Raw genomic sequence first — 20,804 nt, forward strand, 5'->3', positions numbered from 1 at the left:
TTGTTTAGTTTTCAAAGATCATCTTCGTTATCGCTCGTAAGCGACTTTAATATCTTAACATTTTGTATCGGTTAAAGTCAAGAAATTTTTTCAATTTCTTTTTTTAACCTCGTTGCTGTTTTGCGGCAACGAATAATAATATACCATCTTGAATCTTTCCTTGCAATAGTTTTTTTAAAAAAAGTTTCATTTTATGAAAAATAAAAAGCGCCATTGATAAAATGGCGCTTCGATTGATGTATTAGCGGTTTCTCATTTGTGGGAAAAGCAGTACATCCCTGATTGATGGAGAATTTGTTAATAGCATGATTAATCGGTCAATCCCGATTCCTAAACCGCCTGTTGGAGGCATTCCGTATTCTAATGCTTCAACAAAATCGTCATCCATTAGATGCGCTTCGTCATTTCCTTCTTCACGTTCTTTTAATTGTGCTTCAAAGCGTTCTCTTTGATCGATTGGATCGTTCAGCTCTGTGAATGCATTTGCATGTTCACGGCGTACGATAAACAACTCAAAGCGATCTGTGAAGCGAGGGTCTTCAGGATTTTTCTTAGCTAATGGAGAAATCTCCACGGGATGTCCGTAAATGAATGTAGGCTGAACCAATGTTTCTTCTACTTTTTGCTCGAAGAACTCGTTGATTATATGACCCACTGTCATGTTTTTCGTGATTTCAATACCATGATCAGCAGCATGCTGTTTTGCTTCTTCTACAGACATCTCCTGCCAGAAGTCTACACCTGTTGCTTCTTTGACCGCTTCAACCATATGAAGTCTCTTCCATTCAGGTTTGAGATCAATTTCATCTTCTCCATATTGAATCGTTGTTGTTCCTAGCACCTCTTGCGCAATATGAGCAATCAGGTTTTCAGTCAAATTCATGATGTCTTTGTAGTCTGCATAAGCTTCGTACAGCTCGATCATCGTGAATTCTGGGTTATGACGAGTCGATACACCTTCGTTTCGGAATACGCGGCCAATCTCGTATACTTTCTCTAGACCACCGACAATTAGGCGTTTTAAGTGCAGCTCGATCGCAATACGCATATAAAGCGGCATATCAAGTGCGTTATGATGAGTAATGAAAGGACGCGCTGATGCACCACCAGGGATGCTGTGCATTGTTGGTGTTTCAACTTCTAGGTATCCTTTAGAATCTAAGTATCTTCTCATGGCTTGAATGATTTTGCTTCGCATGATAAACGTCTGCTTACTTTCTGGATTTACAATCAGGTCAAGGTAGCGCTGACGATAGCGTTGTTCAACATCTTTTAGTCCATGATATTTATCAGGAAGCGGACGAAGTGCTTTCGTGAGAACCTCAAAGGTAGTTGCTTTAATAGAAAGTTCTCCTACATTTGTTTTAAACACAGTACCTGTTACACCGATGATATCGCCTAGGTCTGAGCTTTTGAATAATTCGTAAGCTTCTTCTCCTACACTATCTTTACGAACATAGATTTGAATTTGTCCTTCTAAGTCTTGAATATGCGCAAAGCCAGCTTTTCCTTTTCCGCGCTTTGTCATCATACGTCCAGCAATTGTCACTTGAGCCGCTTTTCCTTCTAAGTCTTCTTTAGAAAACTCGTCATATTCAGCGATAATTTGTGCAGATTGATGAGAACGGTCATATCGTTCACCAAATGGATCGATACCTTCTTCTCTCATTTTATTCATTTTGTCACGTCTGACTTGGAATTGGTCATTTAATTCTTCGTTATTAAGCCCTTCATTACTCATTTATATCACTCCAATAATGTATTTTGCAGAGAAAAGCAGAAAAACTGCCAGTATATGCACTAGCAGTGAGCTACAAAAAGAAAGATAGTCTTATCCTACTTTTATACTTTGAAGCTCTTTTGCCTCGGCTTCGATCGTAAAGTTATCAAGAACTTGTACAAGCTCCGCTCTCGTTTCACTTTGATTGATTTGATTTCTTACGTCAGCGTTGCCGCGGACCCCTTTTAAGTACCATGCTGCGTGCTTTCTCATTTCTCTGACAGCCACGCGCTCGCCTTTCAGGTCAATGAGCCTGTCTAAGTGAAGTTTGCACACTGACATTTTCTCACGCACGTTTGGCTCTTCTTTTAGTTCACCCGTTTCTAAATAATGAACCGTTCGATAAATCATCCACGGGTTTCCTAGTGCGGCTCTTCCGATCATGACAGCGTCGACACCTGTTTCATCAAGCATACGTTTTGCATCTTGAGGGGTTTTAACATCACCGTTGCCGATGACAGGAATTGAAACAGATTGTTTGACCTCTTTTATGATGTCCCAATTCGCTGTTCCTTCGTACATTTGCACCCGTGTCCGTCCATGAAGCGCAACCGCTTGTCCACCTGCTCGTTCAACTGCACGGGCATTGTCGATAGCAAAGATATGGTCTTCGTCCCAGCCCATTCTCATTTTCACTGTAACTGGTTTATCTACAGCTTCTACGACAGCAGAGACCATTTCATAAATCTTGTTTGGATCAAGCAGCCATTTCGCTCCTGCATCACATTTTGTAATTTTCGGTACAGGACAGCCCATGTTGATATCAATAATGTCCGCCGTTGTATGTTGGTCTACAAACTTTGCCGCTTCGACGAGTGTGTCTTTTTCCCCTCCAAATATTTGAAGGCTCAAAGGCTTTTCCCGTTCATCGATGTAGAGCATACCCATTGTTCTCGCATTATTGATCAGGATTGCTTTGTCACTCACCATTTCAGCGCAGACTAAGCCCGCTCCAAACTCTTTGACTGTCAGTCTGAAGGCAGAGTTGCACACACCAGCCATTGGTGCGAGCACTACTTTGTTTTTAATCTCGATATCTCCGATTTTAAACATCTTTTCCCCTCCCTTCTTCTTTAAGAATTGGCGAAAGTTCTTCCACCGTTATATTTAAAGCATCTGCTATTTGACCAACCAATTGGTTTGTTGGTAATCGATTGCCGCGCTCAATTTCTCCTAAGACAGAGACAGAGATGCCCAGTCTTTTCGCGAACCCTTCCTGAGTATACCCTTTTAGCTTTCGGTATGCACGAATTCTTCTACCCCACATGTCTTTTTCCATATGCTTACACCTTCTTGGTCTGTTACGGCATTTATTTGTACTTCGCCTATTTCTGGGCAAATCTCACTCATCGGGACAAGAACGAATAAACGTTCGTACATTCTAGGATGCGGCACTACAAGTTGTTCTGTTTCAATATTTTCACGATTATAAAGTAAAATGTCAAGATCAGCCGTTCGCGGCCCCCATCTCACTTCTCTTGTTCTGCCTAACTCTTGCTCGATTTTCTGAGTAAGCGACAGTAGTTCCTCTGGACGAAGCGAGGTCGAGATTTTGACAGCCATATTTAAAAAATCATCTTGGTTTTCGTAGCCTACAGGTGTTGTTTCATATATCGATGAAATCAATTCTACTTGAACCTCTGGATGTTCGTGCAGCTTTTTGACGGCTTCTTTTAAATAGGTTTCCTTTTTACCTATGTTCGAGCCTAAAGCAATGTATGCGGTATTGTTCATGTGCGTGATCTCGTCATTTCAATTGCAACGGACTGATAGTGCCCTGGAATTGGCGGGTCTGGCTTGATCACCTTCACTGTACATTCCTGAACTGTCGGAAAGTCCTTTAACACTTGGTTTGCAATTCTTTCTGTCAGTGTTTCAACAAGATTGACTGGTTCACCTTCTACGATGCTTTTACAGATTTGATAGAGCTCTGCATAGTTGATGGTCTCATTAAGGTCATCAGTTTGTCCGGCTTTACTTAAATCAAGTGAAGCTGTTAAGTCCACACGGAATCGCTGCCCTAATTTATTTTCCTCTGCAAATACGCCATGATAGCCGTAAAATTCCATTCCATTTACATATACTTTATCGATGATAAGCGCCTCCCTTATTCAGCATGGCATCCATCATTTTTGCCATTCTTGCGATTTCTTTTACATCATGAACACGGACCATCGCACTGCCCTTTTGAATCCCAAGACAGACCGTCGCACCCGTTCCCTCAGTACGTTCTTCAGGCGGAAGGTCTAAGACAGCACCGATGAATCGTTTTCGAGATGTAGCTAGCAGCAGTGGATACCCAAGGTGACAAAAATGTTCGAGCTCATTCATGACCTTCAGGTTGTCCTCTTTATTTTTCGCAAATCCTACACCTGGATCTAATATGATCATGTCATTATGGACACCTGCTTGTTTAGCAATTTGAACACTTTCCTTTAAATCTGCGATCATATCTGAAATAAGGTGTGTGTAGTTTCGCTCAGGCCGGTTGTGCATTAAGATGATGGGCACATTGTGCTTCGCTGCCACATGTGCCATTTGAGGATCTGCCTTCGCTCCCCATACATCATTAATGATAGAGGCTCCAGCTTTCACCGCTTCATCTGCCACATGGGCTTTATACGTATCAATGGAGATCGGGATATCCAATTCTTTTGTGATCTTCTCAATGACAGGAATCACTCTTGAAAGCTCCTCCTGTTCTGAAACATATGCCGCTCCCGGGCGAGTCGATTCTCCGCCAATATCAATGATATGCGCCCCGTCTTCTATCAACTGCGCTGCATGAGCCAGCGCTTTATCCACTTGATTAAACTTTCCTCCATCTGAAAAAGAGTCAGGTGTGACATTCAAAATGCCCATGACCAATGTCTTTTCTTCATAACTAAGGGTGTGGTGCTTGGCCTGTATGATTTTAGGCTGTTTTATCACTTGTTGTGTCATTGTGTCCACCTACTCTTTATGGTCTTGACGTTCTTTTGTGTATTGCATTCTTAATGTTGTTGAGATTGTCTGGTTGTCTTTAGGCATGGTGATTTCTCCTATACTCTTGAAAGGGACAACTCCCTGAACAGAATTGGTCATCCATGCCTCATCAGCTGAGAGCAGATGTGAGACCGGGTATCGCCCTTCCTTTAACGAGGCCCCGATAGTGTGAAGCGTTTCAATACAGTATCGACGAGTGACCCCATTTAAAATGCCTGTATCAAGTGAAGGTGTATAGACCATATCACCTTTTCTCCAAAATACATTCGAGGTAATTCCTTCTGCTACATCATCTTCTTTTGTTAAAAAGATACCTTCTAACGACGGGTCATTTCCCACTTCTCTTTTCGCGATCAGGTTGTTCATATAATGATGAGACTTGAGGCGTCTTTGGCCTTCCGGTGTGTTTCTCCTCGTTTGAAGAATGACTCCCTGCTTCTCATCTAAAATCGATTCGGACCTGAATGGAGAAATCATGACAAAAACAACAGGCTCTTTATAAGGATCTGCAGAAAATCCATTGCCTCTTCCCGCAGAAACATTCAAGCGAATTCTCGCATGGCCACCTGCTATTTGGTTTTTAATTAGTAAGGTATGAATGATGTCGAGTACAAATGGTTTCTCTATTGTGGATTCGATGCAAAGGTCACGTAACGATTGATTGAGCCTTTCAAGATGCCAATCTAACAGGAAGACTTGTCCTGCAAGGCTGGTAAATGTTTCGAATACACCGATGCCATATAGAAAACCATGATCAAAAGGAGAAAGAGTCGCGTCTTTCTCCTCTATATACTGACCGTTCAGATAAATGATCATGCGTTTATTTCATGCCCCTTTTTACGATAGGTTTCAATGAAATTTCTCAGCATTTCTTTTCCGAAGGACGTCATAATCGATTCAGGATGGAACTGCACACTTTCGATGGGCAATTCTTTATGACGAATCGCCATGAGTTCGCCTTCCTTTGTGCTGGCTGTTGCATCAAAGCAATCCGGCAGCGTCTCGTTTTTGACAATTAATGAATGATATCTCGTTGCGACGAGAGGATTTTGAAGTCCATTAAAGACACCTTTTCCGTCATGTTTAATTTCTGACGTTTTACCGTGCATTAAGCGCTCTGCTCGAACGACATCCCCGCCAAAGACTTGTGCGATGGATTGGTGACCTAAACACACACCGAAGATCGGAATGTTTCCTGCAAAGTGCTTGATCGCCTCCATACTAATTCCCGCTTCATCAGGACTGCATGGCCCTGGAGAAATCATGAGAAAATCCGGCTTGAGCTCTTCGATTTCTTGAATTGTGACTTGATCATTCCGTTTCACGATCAATTCTTCTCCAAGCTCACCTAAATACTGGACCAGGTTGTACGTAAATGAATCATAATTATCAATCATTAATATCATACTCTGCTCACCTCTAACTCAAAATAGTCTCTTCTTTGCTCAACTGTAATGCTTTTTTCACTGCATAGGCTTTTTTAATCGATTCTTTATATTCGTGCTTTGATACAGAATCAATGACGATCCCTGCACCTGATTGCATAAAGGCTTTTCCTTCTGTACAATACGCAGTCCGAATAACGATATTAAAGTGCATATCTTGATTGAATCCAAACCAGCCTATAGATCCAGTATAAAGCCCACGTCTTGTTGGCTCAAGTTCTTCTATGATTTCCATTGTTCTCACTTTTGGTGCACCTGTAATCGTTCCTCCTGGGAATACAGCTCTCATCACATCTACTGCATCACATTCATCACGCAGCTCGCCTTGTACATTAGATACAATGTGCATCACGTGTGAATATTTCTCAATCGCCATAAATTCGTTCACTTTTACTGATCCATAAGTGGATACACGTCCAAGGTCATTCCGCTCAAGATCAACGAGCATCACATGCTCTGCGCGTTCTTTTTCATTTTCAATGAGTTCTTTTGCCAGCGCTTGATCCTCAGCGTCGTCCTTGCCTCGTGATCTTGTACCCGCAATTGGTCTTGTTTCTAACTGAGTTCCTTTTTTCTTAATAAGCAGCTCTGGAGAACCACAAACAATCTGAAAATCAGGTGTGTGCAGATAAGACATATAAGGAGATGGATTCACTTGACGTAACGTTTTGTATAAATCATACGGATGCGTGTGAAGCTGTTCATCTTGTCTGATGGATAAATTCACTTGGAACACATCACCGTCTGCGATATATTGTTTAATTTTCTCTACTGCTACTCCAAAGGTTTCTTCAGTAAAGGGTGCTGCTGGTACAAATTCTGTAGAAGATACACTGACAGGTGATTGTCCTGATTCCTCTGAAGAGCTTGTCCATTTTTGTTTCCATTCTTCGAGCCTTTGATGAACTTCACTTACAGGCTCGTCTCCCTCTGTGTGAGTGATCAGCCACAGCACGTGTTCTTCATGATCAAAAACCGCAACATCATTAAACACAAGGAAATAAAGATCAGGTGTTTTAAGATCATCAATTGACAGCATCTTAAAATGTTCGATATATCGAGCATAATCATAGCTTAAAAACCCAATCGCCCCACCTTGAAAGTCGGGGTATTCGTCATTCGTTTCGGTTTGAAGGGTTTGAAACCAATCCGTAAATGCTCTGAATGGATCGCCTTCTTTGAACAGGACCTCATCTTGGTAATGAATCGTAGTCATCCCGTCTTTCCCCTTCGCTTTAGCGATCGGGTGAATACCAGCAATGCTATATGAACCGCCGCGCGCACTTTCAAGAAGCACATGGTGTGTTTCACGAGCAGTTAATTGTTCGTATCTTTTCAAGAATGCATCTTTTGTAAAAGGAATTTTGATGCCCGTCGGCCTGCGTTGTGTCATGTTATCATCCTTTTTCATTTTCATTAACCTTATTGTAATGCAATCCAATTTATTTAGAAAATAGTATTTGCTTTCCATCTTCAGAATTCATGAAAAAACCCCAGCAAATGCTGGGGTGATTGGTTTAATCAAATTGATAAAGAGGTGTACTAAGGTAACGCTCACCGTTACTTGGGATGATCGCGAGAACCTTTTTCCCTTTACCGAGCTTCTTCGCTGTTTGAAGTGCTGCGTAAATAGCTGCTCCTGAAGAAATACCGCCAAGAATACCTTCCTCTTTCGCTGCTTTCCTTGCAAGCTCAAACGCATCTTCGTTTTTCACTTGGATAATGCCGTCATATATTTCTGTGTTCAAGATGGAAGGAACAAAACCTGCTCCAATCCCTTGAATTTTATGCGGACCCGGCTTTCCGCCTGATAATACAGGGGAATCTGTCGGCTCTACTGCATAAAGCTGAATGGATGGGATGGCTTCTTTTAGGACTTCACCAGCACCTGTAATTGTACCGCCAGTACCAACACCTGCAATAAATGCATCAAGCTCGCCATCAAACTGTTCAAGAATTTCTTTTCCTGTTGTACGACGGTGAATCTCCGCATTGGCTTCGTTGCTAAATTGCTGAGGCATGAAGTAACCGTGCTCTTCTGCCAATTCTTCTGCTTTTTTGATAGCACCTTTCATTCCTTCTGCACCTGGTGTTAAGACAAGCTCTGCACCATAAGCACGTAAAAGATTGCGGCGCTCCTGACTCATCGTGTCCGGCATAACCAAAATTGCATTGATCCCTTTAGCTGCCGCTACCATCGCAAGGCCGATCCCTGTGTTTCCACTTGTTGGTTCAATAAGTGTGTCGCCAGCTTTTAATGTACCTTTTGCTTCAGCATCTTCGATCATCGCTAATGCAATACGATCTTTCACACTGCTGCCCGGGTTCATATATTCAAGTTTCAAGTAGACATCCGCACTGTCTTCATCTACTAAACGGTTTAATTTAACGACTGGTGTATTTCCTATTAGTTCAAAAACTGAATTTGCAATACGAGCCATCACTAACACCTCTATCTCCGAGTAATTTTATTGTATTAATATTAAATTATCAATTTCGAAAAATTTTGTCAATGCTTTTAGTCCTGCTCGCCATCGTAAAACCATGTGACTTTTGCTTCTTTCCAGAGGGTTTTGACATTCGCCTTTTCACCTAAGTCTTCCATTGCGATTTGCCTTTTAATCTGATCTTTGACTTCTTCATAAGAGAAGGAGCGTCCATTTAATTTCTCTTTTAACTGAATGATGGCATACCCGTTTTTGGTCTCGATCGGCTCTTTCGTCCATTCATCTGGTTGAAGTTTTTGAGCTTCTTGTATGTATAGCGCTGGGATACTCTCCTGTTCTTCTGTGACAAACCCAAGATCTCCGCCGTATGGAGAGGTATAGCGGTCGATTGAGCGTTCAGCAGCCACGGCTTCGAAGCTAGATCCACCTTTTAGATCTTTCAATACATTCTCAGCCTCGCCCTTTGTCTTTACGACGATATGGCGAATGCGATATGAATCATCATATTGATATAAGTCCTTGTTTTTTTCATAAAACGATTTCGCTTCTTTTTCAGAAACTACGGCATCTCTTGTTAAAAGCTGCTCTAATAAAATTTGATAACGAATCTGCTCTTTCCATTCTTTTTCACTTGTATGTCCATCTTCGTAGAAATTATTAGACACCGCTTTGAGCATGAGCAATTCACGATTGATCTCTTTTGAAGACACCTCCAGCTTGTTTTCTTTCGCAAGCTGATTGACCACCTTCTGATTGATCATTTGTTCAAGTGTTGCCTTTCCGTAGCGGTCTTCCATCTTCTTTAACCATTCTTGACGCGTCACCTTCTCTTTTCCAATCGACGCAATTTCTTCACCGCTCTTCCCGTTAGAAGAAGCCTGTGACATTTGTGATTTTGTTAATACATAAGCAATGACAACGGCATTAATCATGAGCAACACGAGAATAAATGTCCATACCACTCTTGCTTTTAGTCTCATCTTTCGTCTCCTTTCCTTTATAAAAAGAAAACCCGCTGCTTAGAGCTTAGCGGGTTAATTCTTCACGTAGCTCTTCTAGCTCTTCTTTTGTAAATACATACGTTTCGTTACAAAAATGGCATTGAGCTTCTGCTTGTCCGTCTTGTTCAATCATATCGTCAATTTCGGCTTTCCCGAGGCTGATAATGCCATTAGCAAACCGTTCTTTTGAGCAGTTACAAGAGAATTCGACAGGTACAGTTTCTAAAATTTGAGGTTTTTCACCAAGTACTTCTTCTAATATTTCTTCCGGTGTCATCCCTTTTTCAATGAGTTTAGAGATGGGTTCAATGGTTGACAGACGCTTTTCTAGTCTTTCAATAACAGCATCTTCTGTACCAGGCAGCAATTGAATGATGAAACCTCCTGCTGCAAGGATCGAATTATCTGGATTGACAAGGACGCCTACACCAACAGAGGAAGGCACTTGCTCAGAAGAGACAAGATAATAGGTGAAGTCATCTCCAATTTCACCTGAGACAATTTCCGTTTGCCCTGTAAAGTGATCCTTCAGCCCGATATCTTTGACAACACTTAACGTTCCAGATGTTCCGACTGCGCGTCTAACATCCAGCTTGCCATGTTCATTTAAGTCAAAGTGAACTTGTGGGTTTGAGACATATCCACGCACCTGGCCTTTTGCGTTTCCATCAGCAATGATGGCACCGATTGGTCCACCACCTTCAATTTTGACTGTTAATTTATTCTCGCCTTTCAGCATAGCACCCATCATGACTGTTGCTGTCATCGTTCTGCCAATCGCTGCTGATGCAGTGGGCCATGTATGATGTCTTCTTTGTGCTTCATTAATTGTATCTGTTGTGTTTGCAGCATATGCACGGACTTTTCCATCATATGCTAACGCTTTAACTAAGTAATCCATTTAATTTAAACCTCCTATAATACACCGACACGATTACGTTCATAAATGAGTTGTAGTCCTTTTAATGTGAGGAACGGATCGACAATATCAATGCAGTCTGATTCATTTCCAATTAATGTAGACAAACCGCCTGTTGCAATGACTTTCGGTGTTTGTTTGGCTTGCTGCTTCATCCGTTTCACTATTCCCTCGACTTGGCCAACATATCCATAGAGGATGCCGGATTGCATCGCACTAATTGTATTTTTCCCGACGATATGATCTGGACGAACAATTTCAATTCTCGGCAGCTTCGCCGCTCTTGTATATAAAGCTTCAGTTGAGATGGTAATACCCGGTGCAATCGCTCCACCCATGTACTGTTTTTGTTCATTGATATAGCAGTAGGTTGTTGCCGTTCCAAAGTCTACCACAATAAGAGGCGCCCCATATAGGTGAATTGCCGCAACAGCATTGACAATTCGATCAGCCCCGACTTCCTTTGGATTGTCACACATAATGTTTAATCCAGTCTTCATTCCAGGGCCTACAATTTGAGGTGTTATGTGAAAATACTTTTCACACATTCTTTCTAGTGCAAACATCATTGGCGGGACAACAGATGAGATGATAATCCCTTCTATTTGGTCAAACATCAGCCCCACATAATCAAATAAAGACCTGATGGCCATACCAAATTCGTCTTCTGTTTTATGACGGCTTGTTTCAATTCGCCAATGGTAGTTTAGATCGCCATTATGATAAACACCTAAAACGGTATTTGTGTTTCCTACATCTATCACGAGTAACAACTTCATCACCACTTTGAATAGTTTCTCAAAAAGAGCATTTTTCGACTTTCTATCATACCATACACGAATTGAGTTCCATTTGTAAACAATTCGAAACCGATCCATTCACGAATTGAAATAAAAAAGCTGCCGGTGATCCCGGCAGCTTTCACAGAAGGAGATTAGATCTCCTCATCTTCTTTTTTCTTGATGTTCACTTTCACATCATCGTTTTTCTCTCCGTCATCTGCGTATACACGCTCTGGAAGCTTTCCAGTTTCGTAAAGAGATTTAATTTGTTCAGCATCTAATGTTTCAACTTCTAGAAGGGCTTGTGCGATGATTTCTAGCTTATCTTTATTCTCAGTGAGAATTTGTTTTGCACGTTCGTAGCTCTCCTTAATGAAACGCTGAACTTCTTGGTCAATTTCGTAAGCGATCGCTTCACTATAATTCGGCTCATTGTTGAAATCACGGCCAAGGAATACTTGACCTCCTTGTGATTGACCGAATTGAAGCGGACCAAGTTTATCAGACATACCGAACTCTGTAACCATTCTTCTTGCAATGCCTGTTGCACGCTGGAAGTCGTTGTGAGCGCCTGTACTTACTTCACCAAACGTAATTTCCTCTGCAACACGACCGCCGAGCAAGCCGACAATTTTATCAAGAAGCTCTGGCTTCGTTTGGAAATAACGGTCTTCTCTTGGAAGCATGACCGCATATCCACCTGCCTGACCACGAGGAACGATCGTTACTTTATGCACCATGTCCGCTTCGTCTAGAATAAGACCAATGACGGTATGACCTGCTTCATGGTAAGCCACGATATTACGTTCTTTCTTCGAAATGACACGGCTTTTCTTCGCCGGTCCAGCGATGACACGGTCAGTCGCTTCGTCGATATCACGCATATCGATTTTCTTTTTGTTTTGACGGGCAGCAACAAGTGCTGCTTCGTTTAGTAAGTTCTCAAGATCTGCTCCAGAGAACCCTGGTGTTCTGCTTGCAATGGCTTTTAAGTTTACTGTTTCATCAAGCGGTTTGTTTTTCGCATGAACCTTCAGTACTTCTTCACGGCCAATAACATCTGGGCGGTCAACCGTAATTTGACGGTCAAAACGTCCCGGACGCAGCAATGCAGGATCTAGGATATCTGCACGGTTCGTCGCAGCAATGATAATAATACCTTCGTTGGCACTAAAACCATCCATTTCAACAAGAAGCTGGTTAAGCGTTTGTTCACGCTCGTCATGACCACCGCCAAGACCGGCTCCACGCTGACGACCCACTGCATCAATCTCATCAATAAAGATTAAGCAAGGTGCATTCTTTTTCGCATTTTCGAATAAATCACGTACACGTGATGCACCGACACCGACGAACATCTCGACGAAGTCAGAACCACTGATGCTGAAGAAAGGAACGCCTGCTTCTCCTGCAGATGCTCTTGCAAGCAATGTTTTACCTGTACCTGGAGGTCCTACTAGTAAAACCCCTTTAGGGATTCTTGCGCCAAGCTCTGCAAATTTACGTGGGTCCTTCAGGAATTCAACTACTTCTACAAGCTCTTGCTTTTCTTCATCTGCACCGGCAACATCTTTAAATTTCACACGTTTCTTCTCTTCTGTGTAAAGCTTCGCCTTACTCTTACCAAAGTTCATAACTCGGCTTCCGCCGCCCTGAGCTTGGTTCAATAAGAAGAAGAACAGGATAAAGATGATGATAAACGGAATGATGGTTGTTAGAACTTGCAGCCATCCATTTGTTTCAGGTGCTGGTTCTACTTTTACATCTGTATTCTTAAGTGCACTATAAATTTGGTCAACACCTTGACCGTCTGGAACATGGGTAATGAAGTATTCATCTTTCTTCGCGCCATCTAACTGACCACGAATTTCATAAACCCCTCTTACAGGCTGAATGGAGATACTCTCCACTTTTCCCGCACTTAAATTTTGCGAAAATTTGCTGTAAGACATGTTCTCAGGCTTTTGATTAGGGGATCCTAACCAGCTGACTACCCCTATAACAAGTAATAAAATAAGTATATAAAAAATCGTATTACGAAAAACCCGATTCATTCCTTACCTCCTCCCACAGTAAGCACAACTATGTTCAATAGTATCATAGAAAATCATTCCAACACAACCAATAACCTCATGTATACGTATGCTGATTAGCCTTCGTAAACAGATGGTTTTAACACTCCAATATACGGGAGGTTTCGGTAACGTTCAGCGAAATCCAATCCATAGCCGACAACAAATGCATCTGGTACTTCAAATCCAACATAATCTGCTTTGATGTCTGCTTTGCGGCCGCTTGGTTTATCAAGCAGTGTCACAATTTTAATGGAATTTGCTTTACGGTATCGGAAAAGCTCTACCAGATAGCTCAAAGTTAACCCACTGTCGATGATATCTTCCATAATTAAAATATCTCTTCCTTCAACTGAAGTATCCAGATCCTTAATGATCTTTACTTCTCCAGAAGATACGGTAGACTTTCCGTAGCTAGATACATCCATAAAATCAAGTTCTAAATATGTATCAATGTGTTTGATCAGGTCTGCCATGAATGGAAGAGCCCCTTTCAAAACACCAATAGCCAGGGGAAATTTACCATCATAATCGCTGGTTAATGTTGCACCCAACTCTTTCACTTTTTGCTGGATCTCTTCTTCAGAGATCAAAATCTTTTCAATATCTTGTTTCATGCTTTTGCTTGCCCCCTACAAATTTTCGTGCTGTCTATATTGTAATACAATGAGATCGCTGTTTGTCATATCAATTTCTTCAAAAACAGATTTTTTCAGACCTGGGATCCAGATGATTTGATGATCCGAGTCAGTGACGATCGGCCAGCTGTCTCTTTCTGCAAGAGGCACTTTTTTATCAATAAATATATCCTTCACCTTTTTCGATCCATTCATCCCTTTAAGTTTGATTCGATCACCATTTTTTCGTGAGCGAATGATCAAAGGAAGATGAACCTGATCTTTTTGAAGCAAGAAAAAATGGTTTCCGTTCCGTGCATCCTTCGGAACATGATTTGATACTACGATAGACTGTCCATTTGGGAGGAAAAGCTCTTCTCCGAGCTCAACCTTTAAGTGAAGAGCATAAGACGGATCTAACACATGCGATCGTTCAAAGGTAAACATACAGTAATCATAAGACTTGACAGCTTGTAAACCTTTTGGCAAATCTAATGATCCAGACGGTTGATCGGTATGAGATAACCAGTCCAAAGTCCCTAGAATATGCTGGTTTGAAAACGCTGATTGAGTGTTTTCATAAAGATAGTTTAATATTAGTTGAATGCCTCTTCTTTGTAAAGGCAAAGGCAGGTCAAGCAAAGGCTTCGTTTTGATCTCAATTTGCTTAGGCGTTTGACTAGTCATCACTTGCTTCATTTGTTCCTTTGTTACTGCCTGCAAGTATTGCTCATCCTCAGTCAGCATGTCACTTACAAACTGAAAGCTTTCATGTACACGAGGTGCTTCTTCTTTTAACACGGGTAGAATGTGTCTTCTGATCCGGTTTCTCAAGTAGTCATCTGTGTGATTGCTTTGATCAATGACATAGGGCACATGTTCTTTTTCACAAGCTTTTAGCACGTCATCCTTAGAGTATCCCATGAGTGGACGAATCAGCCACCCATTTTGAAAAGAGCGTTTTGCTTGGATACCGGCGAGTCCTATGCCAACAGTCCCTCTTGTCAGCCTCATCATCATTGTTTCTACTTGGTCGTCTCCATGATGTGCAAGCGCTATAAATTGAGCGTTGTACCGCTCCATCAATTGACGAAAGAAATCATATCTGCACTCCCTTGCAGCTGCCTGTTTGTTTAAGCGGTTTTCTTTTGCATATTGGGTTACCTGTATGCGGGATGATTCAAAAAGGATTTCTTGCTCTCTACAGTAAGCCTCCACAAATGCCAAATCAGCAAAGGATTCTTCTCCTCTGAACATGTGATCTACATGGGCTGCAATCAGCTGAAAGGAACCTTTTCGACGCTTGTTAAGTTCATGCAGCAGGAGCATGGAATCCGGTCCGCCAGACACCCCGACAATGACTGTCGTATTTTCAAGGTAAACATCATGTTTTTTCAAGAAAGATTCAATTCTATTCACAACTTCCTCCTCACAAAGAGCAGGTAATTTAAAGATATACATATCCTATCACTTTCAGTAGCTCCAAGCAAAGAAGAAGCCTGCTTTTTTACAGCTCTACAACAGGAATAAAACCACATATGCACAGTAAAGAGCAAGTACACTGCATACGATAAGAATGGTTTCAAAAAGCCCGCTCGATTTTTTACGCACTGACGTTCTTTTTGCTGCTGCAGCACGCGATCGAGAAGTTACCTGTTGATACTGGCTAACAGCTGGTTTTTGCACTGTTTTTTGCGCTTGTTTCTTTTGACGCGATTTCCTAGATGCAATCAGCTGTCCTTCTTTCAGCATCGCACTTTTCATGTCTGCTGCCGATCGATATTTACCTTGTAAAGCAGCCTTTAACACTCTTTCATATCGCTTTAATAAAGGATGTCCTTCAATGGCTCGATAAAGCTGCTTTTCTGGCTCTGCTCCTTTTTTGAACTCTTTCTTATACGCACAGTTTACCATCACCATGCTTAAGGCAAACAAATCATAAGATGGCTCTGCTTTTCTTGTGCCGAATCCCCAATAGCCTCGATCAAAAAACTCGGTATATTCCTTAATGGCCCTGCCCGCTTTCGTCGTTCCCCCCACATCAATACACCGGATTGTGGCTGGGGGGCCAGAAACAATGAGATTATCCGGCTTTAAGTCCCCAAAAATCCACCCTTCCTGATGTAAATGTGCCAAGCTGGATAAAAGCTGAATCATTAAAACAACGATCCATTCATCTCCCTTGTGTTTCACAAATTCAAGAAGTAATGGGCCTTTGACATACTCCATCACATAAAAGGAACGCTTTTGAGGCATACCTGGATAAATCGCATCATCCATATCATAAAAAGAAGGCCCCATGGTTTTCACAGGAGCCTTTGAAAAGGATTTTAATACATTGACTTCAGATGCAATGAGCATACTGTCATCACTCACTTTAAGGGCCACTTGCCCATGTGGCGATTCTGCCAGATAGACAACACCGTTCGCCCCTTTTCCCAGCTCTTTTACAATGCGGTAATGATGGTGGTGCCATTTCCCTTCAATGACCGTGCCTAACGGGATGTTAGAAGCCGAATTCATCATCATGTTCTTCCTTTGCTTCAAGCAGCCCTTTACGTGAACGAACCGATTTGAAATGCTGAAGTGCTTCCCGAAGCGCTGGCCCAGTTGGGGTGATTCCTCCAGTGGTCAGTTTCGGGAAAATCGATGATAACGAATCGAATCGAGGTGTCCAATTCAACACAATTTCGGCATCTGAGTTTTTCCCGGGAAATACACACATCCCAAACTGATTTTCACCAATCCTTGAATTTAAACTGATGGACAGGTCGATGAGCGCTTCTTTGACGGTCGGCAGCTTCGGTTTCATACTTGCACTTGTATCAACAAGCACGAGTACTTGAAGGTGAACCGTCTCTCCTAACTCATCAACAACCTCCATGACTTCCCCGCGCTTATCAGGCGGAAGCTCTTCAATTTCAGTATCTTTGCCGAGAATTTGCTGCAATTCTTTATTCACAACACCTTGTAAGGTTTGTGTCATCGCTTTTTTCGTGACCATTTGTACTGTTTGAGATAATTGCTGGACGTAGACAACCTGATGGATGCCTCCTCCTGCGAGCGCAATCCCCTCTACTTCTTTCATCGCTTCATGATCGTGTCTGTTTTCTTCCATAATGCCAATGACATTAACTGTTATCCCTTGTTCCTTTGCCAATGAGGCAATTGCAAGTGGATCCTCCCCATGATTGGAGCAGCCATCTGTAATCAATAAGATTTGGTTGACGTGACCTTTTCGCATCTTCATTCCTCCTGGGATTGTAACTGAATGCTTATATCCCCATCATCGCCAGAAGAAATTCATATTATACGATATATTAAGAAATCTCTTGTTTCTCAAGATAGAATGTACCGGTCGGAATGGATGCCCATTTTGGAGTGTTGTGGTCGAGCCTGATGACAACCACCGTCATATCGTCATCAATTTGGCCCGCTCTCGTTCGAATGACCTCTTCCATTAATAAATCAGCAATCTCTTGCGGATCTTCTGTTTTAAAGCTTTTCATTTTGCGCTTCACCCACAGATCATGATTTTCAATATGCTTTGGTCCTTCAAAAATGCCGTCACTCATCATGATCAGCAGATCTCCCGCCTTCATCTGTTCGCTCACAACCTCCACTTCGAATTCATCAATAATGCCAATTGGCAGGTTGCTCGCTTGTACCTTCAACACCTGATCACCCCGTTTAATAAAGCTTGGTGTTGAACCAATCTTGAGGAACTTACAGCTTGCATCCTGTAAATCAATGATCGATAAATCTAATGTTGAATAGATTTCATCCGTCGTTCGTAAAGATAAAATACTATTAATGGTTTTGATCGCTACTTTTTCATTAATACCTGACGCCAATATTTTTTCTAACAGCTTAATCGTTTCATTGCTTTCAAAATGAGCCCTTGCTCCATTGCCCATTCCATCACTAATAGCTGCAGCATACTTACCCGCACCCAGCTCCATCATGCTGTAGCTGTCTCCAGATACCAGCCCTCCGCCTTTCGCTGCGTGCGCTACACCTGTAGCCACTCGATAGGATTTAGCAGAGCCAAATACAACGTGACAATAGCCTGTTGGATGCTCTGCACACTGCTCTGCTTTGACTAAAATCTGTTCTTCTAAAATATCGGAGAGCATTGGGGCGATGATTTTTTCACATTCCCCATGACCTTGGCAATATGGGATTCTCATTTCAATATCGACATTCCCCTGCTCCAAGCTATAAATTTCTACTTGCTGAATTTCAATGCCAAAGTGCTGAAGCGCTTCTATCATCTGCTCTTCCTGAATAAAATGCTGTTCTCTTTCTCGTTTTATTTCCCGGGAAAAATCCTCCATCACTTGCGAGACACCCATCAACTGTTCTGCCACAAGACGTCTGCTGTCTTGGACTTTTTTCTTCAGTGTCTGGTTTGCTTTATAATAAGCGATCTCCTCTTCGATCAATTCCTCGACATGTTTTGATTTTGAGCAGTGCTGGCTAAATTTCTTTTTCAATTTTCGGTTATGCTCATACGTTTTTTCATCAGATTCATGCATAACTTGTTTCATTAGTTCATAGGTTGTATCAAAGTTCTGCACCCAGCATTTATTTTTCTTATAGCACGTTTGACAGGATCGTTCTGTGATCGTACTTAAAAAAAGATCTACATCCTCTTCCTGTTTCTTCTCTTCAGGAATGGATTCGTAAAATGTCGCAAAACTCTCAGACAGCGCATGAAATACATGAGAGAATTGGTCTACCTTTTTTGCTGTCACATCTCGTACCTTCCGAGCGTATTGCTGCTGTTCCTGTACATGCTCTACCGTACCAGGAATGTATTTCGCTACCTTAGAAGTGACTGATTGTGGTGTGAGCAAAAAAAGCACAACCGCTATAAGTGATTCATACAGTGTAGTCATGAGACCTGCGGATCCTTCACCATACAGTGAAATGAGTAAGGAACCCACAATTAAGCCAATGGCTGCCCCTGCTTTCTTCCCTTCCTTCAACAAACCGCCTAATAAGCCTGAAAAGGCAAGCAGACTCATTTGATAAAGATTACCCACATTAGCAAGACCAAGAATTAAACCTGTCACGACACCGACCGTACAACCAATACTGGCTCCGCCAATAAAGGCAAAGGTCAACACTACATAACGTGACAATATATGCTCTGCCTGCATCCCTTGAAATGTGATGCCAGCAAGGCCAGTTAATACTGAGGCAATTAAAATCATAAAGCAAATGATTTCTTCAACTTTTAATGAGTGCTTGATTTTCCTGACTGTAAAAATCGGAAGGCTCTGAAGAAAAATCAGTGTCAAAATGAAGGCCATTCCCGCTTCGACACCCGCCATGACATAATCGTAGCTTTGTACTGCACCTTGCTCTAGGTAAACAAACACTCCCCTGGTGATCAGCATTGACAGAACAATGACAACCGGTAATGTTTTCACTGGATCTTTGATGATAAAAGAAATTACCTTTGACATAAGGAGAAACACGAGCAGCGACGCAAACACAAATAATGCGTTTTGAGGTGATATCGTCATCGCCCCAGCGAGTAAAGCGAGACAAGCAAGCAGCGCCTTATCTCTTTTAATGAGCAGCATGGAGCCAAAGAAGGGCAGTGCAAACGGCATGATTTCAGATAAGATAAAGGCTCGTCCTAATAAAAAGCCAAGAACAACGTAAATAAACCCTTTATAGAAAAAAAGAGAATGCGTATGATGAAGAAACAGGTTTTTCATCTTTTTTAACCCCGCACTGATTTTTTCAAACCCCGCTCCTGTTAAATCAGTTCTTCTTTCTAGTTTTTCCATCTTCTCATCCCCCACCAGATATTCGTTGCTTGTCATTATAGCGAAGGTGAAAAAGAAATTTTGTCAAAAGAAGTTGTCGTTTCCATAAAACGTTCGACGCTTTATTCGTCAAAGAGGCATACTTTCATGAAAGTCGATGTCTTTCATCACAATTTTACGAAAGCACAAAAAAACAGCCTTCCTATAGAAAGCTGTTTCGAAGATGACCCGTACGGGATTCGAACCCGTGTTACCGCCGTGAAAGGGCGGTGTCTTAACCGCTTGACCAACGGGCCTTGCTTAATGTTCTTTTTTAAAAGGATAGCGGCGGAGGGGATCGAACCCCCGACCTCACGGGTATGAACCGTACGCTCTAGCCAGCTGAGCTACACCGCCATAATGAAAATGCGCTAAGAAGCACAAGAACTATAATACAAAGGATTCGCTTGTCCGTCAATAGGAAGTTTTAAATTAAATCACGAAACCTTAAAAAATGTCGTATGGATCAAGAAAAAAAGCACCTGCTACAGCAGATGCTTTGTTGTGAAAAATATATAGAAAGCAGCAACAAGTTATCCTCTTCTTGCTCCGCGCCCCCCACGTTTTGATTCCGTGTTACGTTTTAAAGATGTTAAGCGGTCTTCGCTATCTTTTAAGAATTTGTTCATTTTTTGTTCAAACGATTCCTTCGGACGGAAATCATTTCTGCTCGGTCTTGCTTGTTGTTGAGGACGATCTTTTGCTTTTTTAATGGACAAGCCGATTTTACCGTCTTTTTCAACGTTAATCACTTTCACTTCAACTTGTTCACCGACTTTTAAATGCTCATTAATATCTTTTACATAGTTATCGGCTACCTCACTGATATGAACGAGACCAGTTGAACCGCCTGGCAACTCCACAAAAGCTCCAAAATTTGTAATGCCCGTAACTTTCCCTTGTAACTTGCTGCCAACTTCAATCGACATAAAAA

The 20,804-nt window shown here is 41.9% G+C and carries 19 protein-coding genes, 2 tRNA genes and 1 pseudogene; all 22 read right to left on the bottom strand.

Going from position 1 to position 20,804, the window contains the following annotated elements; genetic code table 11:
• Window positions 1–241 precede the first annotated feature (241 nt).
• The 22 genes and pseudogenes from lysS to AKG37_RS05340 all read right to left on the bottom strand — a co-directional run bounded on the left by lysS (window position 242) and on the right by AKG37_RS05340 (window position 20,799).
• Complete coding sequence (gene lysS / locus AKG37_RS05235) at window positions 242–1,741, bottom strand: lysine--tRNA ligase (protein ID WP_060697860.1); 1,500 nt, start codon at window positions 1,739–1,741, stop codon at window positions 242–244.
• A gap of 90 nt (window positions 1,742–1,831) precedes the next feature.
• The gene (gene dusB, locus AKG37_RS05240; RefSeq protein ID WP_060697861.1) at window positions 1,832–2,833 is read right to left on the bottom strand and encodes a tRNA dihydrouridine synthase DusB; all 1,002 of its coding nucleotides are present in this window, start codon (window positions 2,831–2,833) and stop codon (window positions 1,832–1,834) included.
• On the bottom strand, window positions 2,826–3,059 hold the full coding sequence (locus AKG37_RS05245; RefSeq protein ID WP_060697862.1) for a helix-turn-helix domain-containing protein: 234 nt from the start codon (window positions 3,057–3,059) through the stop codon (window positions 2,826–2,828). Before AKG37_RS05245 ends, dusB begins: the two co-directional genes overlap by 8 nt.
• Entirely contained in the window at window positions 3,011–3,514 is a 504-nt protein-coding gene (gene folK, locus AKG37_RS05250; RefSeq protein ID WP_060697863.1) for a 2-amino-4-hydroxy-6-hydroxymethyldihydropteridine diphosphokinase, read from the bottom strand. Before folK ends, AKG37_RS05245 begins: the two co-directional genes overlap by 49 nt.
• Complete coding sequence (gene folB / locus AKG37_RS05255; RefSeq protein WP_024425659.1) at window positions 3,511–3,873, bottom strand: dihydroneopterin aldolase; 363 nt, start codon at window positions 3,871–3,873, stop codon at window positions 3,511–3,513. Before folB ends, folK begins: the two co-directional genes overlap by 4 nt.
• Window positions 3,866–4,723, bottom strand: coding sequence for a dihydropteroate synthase (folP, locus tag AKG37_RS05260; protein ID WP_060697864.1), 858 nt, complete (start codon window positions 4,721–4,723; stop codon window positions 3,866–3,868). The genes folB and folP overlap by 8 nt, the downstream gene beginning before the upstream one ends.
• Window positions 4,724–4,732: 9 nt before the next feature.
• Window positions 4,733–5,581, bottom strand: a complete 849-nt coding sequence (gene pabC / locus AKG37_RS05265) for an aminodeoxychorismate lyase (RefSeq protein WP_060697865.1) — start codon at window positions 5,579–5,581, stop codon at window positions 4,733–4,735.
• A complete protein-coding gene (gene pabA / locus AKG37_RS05270) occupies window positions 5,578–6,171 on the bottom strand; it encodes an aminodeoxychorismate/anthranilate synthase component II (protein WP_060697866.1) in 594 nt (197 codons plus the stop codon). The genes pabC and pabA overlap by 4 nt, the downstream gene beginning before the upstream one ends.
• Before the next feature lie 13 nt (window positions 6,172–6,184).
• The gene (locus AKG37_RS05275; RefSeq protein WP_060697867.1) at window positions 6,185–7,603 is read right to left on the bottom strand and encodes an anthranilate synthase component I family protein; all 1,419 of its coding nucleotides are present in this window, start codon (window positions 7,601–7,603) and stop codon (window positions 6,185–6,187) included.
• 124 nt (window positions 7,604–7,727) lie between these two features.
• Complete coding sequence (gene cysK, locus AKG37_RS05280) at window positions 7,728–8,651, bottom strand: cysteine synthase A (protein ID WP_024425655.1); 924 nt, start codon at window positions 8,649–8,651, stop codon at window positions 7,728–7,730.
• Between the two features lie 77 nt (window positions 8,652–8,728).
• On the bottom strand, window positions 8,729–9,637 hold the full coding sequence (locus tag AKG37_RS05285; protein WP_060697868.1) for a peptidyl-prolyl cis-trans isomerase: 909 nt from the start codon (window positions 9,635–9,637) through the stop codon (window positions 8,729–8,731).
• Between the two features lie 46 nt (window positions 9,638–9,683).
• Window positions 9,684–10,559: an Hsp33 family molecular chaperone HslO gene (gene hslO, locus AKG37_RS05290; RefSeq protein WP_024425653.1), complete on the bottom strand. Its 876-nt coding sequence runs from the start codon at window positions 10,557–10,559 to the stop codon at window positions 9,684–9,686.
• A gap of 14 nt (window positions 10,560–10,573) precedes the next feature.
• Window positions 10,574–11,350, bottom strand: a complete 777-nt coding sequence (locus AKG37_RS05295) for a type III pantothenate kinase (protein ID WP_008341820.1) — start codon at window positions 11,348–11,350, stop codon at window positions 10,574–10,576.
• Window positions 11,351–11,511: 161 nt separating this feature from the next.
• Entirely contained in the window at window positions 11,512–13,413 is a 1,902-nt protein-coding gene (gene ftsH, locus AKG37_RS05300) for an ATP-dependent zinc metalloprotease FtsH (RefSeq protein ID WP_060697869.1), read from the bottom strand.
• A 95-nt stretch (window positions 13,414–13,508) separates the two neighbouring features.
• A complete protein-coding gene (gene hpt / locus AKG37_RS05305; protein ID WP_008357399.1) occupies window positions 13,509–14,048 on the bottom strand; it encodes a hypoxanthine phosphoribosyltransferase in 540 nt (179 codons plus the stop codon).
• Window positions 14,045–15,467 (bottom strand): annotated as a pseudogene (gene tilS / locus AKG37_RS05310) (tRNA lysidine(34) synthetase TilS). The gene hpt and the pseudogene tilS overlap by 4 nt, the downstream one beginning before the upstream one ends.
• 96 nt (window positions 15,468–15,563) lie before the next feature.
• Complete coding sequence (locus tag AKG37_RS05315; protein WP_078060975.1) at window positions 15,564–16,571, bottom strand: protein kinase domain-containing protein; 1,008 nt, start codon at window positions 16,569–16,571, stop codon at window positions 15,564–15,566.
• The gene (locus AKG37_RS05320) at window positions 16,555–17,292 is read right to left on the bottom strand and encodes a vWA domain-containing protein (protein WP_034325063.1); all 738 of its coding nucleotides are present in this window, start codon (window positions 17,290–17,292) and stop codon (window positions 16,555–16,557) included. The genes AKG37_RS05315 and AKG37_RS05320 overlap by 17 nt, the downstream gene beginning before the upstream one ends.
• 76 nt (window positions 17,293–17,368) lie before the next feature.
• Complete coding sequence (gene spoIIE / locus AKG37_RS05325; RefSeq protein WP_060697872.1) at window positions 17,369–19,852, bottom strand: stage II sporulation protein E; 2,484 nt, start codon at window positions 19,850–19,852, stop codon at window positions 17,369–17,371.
• Between the two features lie 203 nt (window positions 19,853–20,055).
• A tRNA-Glu gene (locus AKG37_RS05330) sits at window positions 20,056–20,127 on the bottom strand.
• A gap of 26 nt (window positions 20,128–20,153) precedes the next feature.
• A tRNA-Met gene (locus AKG37_RS05335) sits at window positions 20,154–20,227 on the bottom strand.
• A gap of 176 nt (window positions 20,228–20,403) precedes the next feature.
• Window positions 20,404–20,799, bottom strand: coding sequence for a S1 domain-containing RNA-binding protein (locus AKG37_RS05340; RefSeq protein WP_060697873.1), 396 nt, complete (start codon window positions 20,797–20,799; stop codon window positions 20,404–20,406).
• Between the last annotated feature and the right edge of the window lie 5 nt (window positions 20,800–20,804).

The sequence above is a fragment of the Bacillus australimaris genome, assembly GCF_001307105.1.
In the GTDB taxonomy this organism is placed as follows: Bacteria; Bacillota; Bacilli; order Bacillales; family Bacillaceae; genus Bacillus; species Bacillus australimaris.

Bases quoted from the DNA above. Each gene is read 5' to 3' on its own strand.
- lysS (WP_060697860.1), bottom strand. From the start codon at position 1,741: ATGAGTAATGAAGGGCTTAATAACGAAGAATTAAATGACCAATTCCAA.
- dusB (WP_060697861.1), bottom strand. From the start codon at position 2,833: ATGTTTAAAATCGGAGATATCGAGATTAAAAACAAAGTAGTGCTCGCA.
- AKG37_RS05245 (WP_060697862.1), bottom strand. From the start codon at position 3,059: ATGGAAAAAGACATGTGGGGTAGAAGAATTCGTGCATACCGAAAGCTA.
- folK (WP_060697863.1), bottom strand. From the start codon at position 3,514: ATGAACAATACCGCATACATTGCTTTAGGCTCGAACATAGGTAAAAAG.
- folP (WP_060697864.1), bottom strand. From the start codon at position 4,723: ATGACACAACAAGTGATAAAACAGCCTAAAATCATACAGGCCAAGCAC.
- pabC (WP_060697865.1), bottom strand. From the start codon at position 5,581: ATGATCATTTATCTGAACGGTCAGTATATAGAGGAGAAAGACGCGACT.
- pabA (WP_060697866.1), bottom strand. From the start codon at position 6,171: ATGATATTAATGATTGATAATTATGATTCATTTACGTACAACCTGGTC.
- AKG37_RS05275 (WP_060697867.1), bottom strand. From the start codon at position 7,603: ATGACACAACGCAGGCCGACGGGCATCAAAATTCCTTTTACAAAAGAT.
- cysK (WP_024425655.1), bottom strand. From the start codon at position 8,651: ATGGCTCGTATTGCAAATTCAGTTTTTGAACTAATAGGAAATACACCA.
- AKG37_RS05285 (WP_060697868.1), bottom strand. From the start codon at position 9,637: ATGAGACTAAAAGCAAGAGTGGTATGGACATTTATTCTCGTGTTGCTC.
- hslO (WP_024425653.1), bottom strand. From the start codon at position 10,559: ATGGATTACTTAGTTAAAGCGTTAGCATATGATGGAAAAGTCCGTGCA.
- ftsH (WP_060697869.1), bottom strand. From the start codon at position 13,413: ATGAATCGGGTTTTTCGTAATACGATTTTTTATATACTTATTTTATTA.
- hpt (WP_008357399.1), bottom strand. From the start codon at position 14,048: ATGAAACAAGATATTGAAAAGATTTTGATCTCTGAAGAAGAGATCCAG.
- AKG37_RS05315 (WP_078060975.1), bottom strand. From the start codon at position 16,571: ATGAATTCGGCTTCTAACATCCCGTTAGGCACGGTCATTGAAGGGAAA.
- AKG37_RS05320 (WP_034325063.1), bottom strand. From the start codon at position 17,292: ATGCGAAAAGGTCACGTCAACCAAATCTTATTGATTACAGATGGCTGC.
- spoIIE (WP_060697872.1), bottom strand. From the start codon at position 19,852: ATGGAAAAACTAGAAAGAAGAACTGATTTAACAGGAGCGGGGTTTGAA.
- AKG37_RS05340 (WP_060697873.1), bottom strand. From the start codon at position 20,799: ATGTCGATTGAAGTTGGCAGCAAGTTACAAGGGAAAGTTACGGGCATT.